Here is a 1,270-nt window from a genome sequence, read left to right on the forward strand (position 1 = left end):
AGATCCAACTTGGGTAACCGAATCAATCGCAGGTGTCGGAGAAGACGGACGCCACATGGTGACAAAAAATAGTTTCCGTTTCTTACACACGTTATCAAACTTAGGCCCTGCGCCAGAACCAAACTTAACGGTTTTATGGTCAACTCGTTTGCCACATAACTTCAAAACATTCTGTGCGAAAATGAGTATTCAAACGTCTGCCATCCAATATGAAAACGACGATGTAATGCGTCCACATTGGGGTGACGACTACGGAATCGCTTGTTGTGTTTCTGCAATGCGTATTGGTAAACAAATGCAATTCTTCGGTGCGCGTGCCAACTTAGCGAAAACATTGTTATATGCGATTAACGGTGGGGTAGATGAAAAATCTAAAGCGCAAGTCGGACCTAAATTCCAACCAATTACTTCAGAATACTTAGCGTATGACGAAGTCATGGAAAAATATGACACAATGATGGACTGGATCACAGAACTTTATGTGAATACTTTAAACATCATTCACTACATGCACGACAAATATTCTTACGAACGCATTGAAATGGCGTTACAAGATACTGATATCTTACGTACCATGGCAACTGGTATTGCCGGTTTCTCTGTTGCCGTTGACTCATTATCTGCCATTAAATACGCGAAAGTTAAAACAATTCGGGATGAAAATGGTATCGTAGAAGATTACGAAATTGAAGGGGATTATCCAAAATATGGGAACAACGATGATCGCGTAGACGAAATCGCTGTGAACTTATTGAAGACCTTCATGACAAAAGTAAAACGTAACAAAACTTACCGTGACTCAAAACATACGACTTCAATCCTTACGATTACGTCTAATGTGGTTTATGGTAAGAAAACAGGGAACACACCAGACGGACGTCGTGCCGGTGAACCATTCGCACCAGGGGCAAACCCAATGCACGGTCGCGACACTCACGGTGCTTTAGCTAGTCTTTCTTCTGTAGCGAAATTACCATACGATTACTCACTAGATGGTATTTCAAACACATTCTCTATCGTACCAAAAGCATTAGGGCGCGATGAAGCAACACAAGAAGAAAACTTAGCAACCATGTTAGACGGGTATGCTGCAAAAGGTGGTCACCACTTGAACATTAACGTCTTCAACCGTGACACATTACTAGATGCCCAAGCGCATCCAGAAAAATACCCACAATTAACTATTCGGGTATCTGGGTATGCCGTGAACTTCATCAAGTTAACAAAAGAACAACAAGATGACGTCATCGCACGGACTATGCACGAATCG

Annotated in this window: 1 protein-coding gene; it reads left to right on the forward strand. The window is 42.0% G+C overall.

Annotated features, from left to right (window positions below; all coding sequences use genetic code 11):
• On the forward strand, positions 1 to 1,270 hold a 1,270-nt coding region (locus RU96_RS12530; protein ID WP_143350978.1), incomplete at both ends, for a pyruvate formate lyase family protein.

Source organism: Enterococcus canintestini (genome assembly GCF_001885735.1).
GTDB classification, from domain to species: Bacteria; Bacillota; Bacilli; order Lactobacillales; family Enterococcaceae; genus Enterococcus_C; species Enterococcus_C canintestini.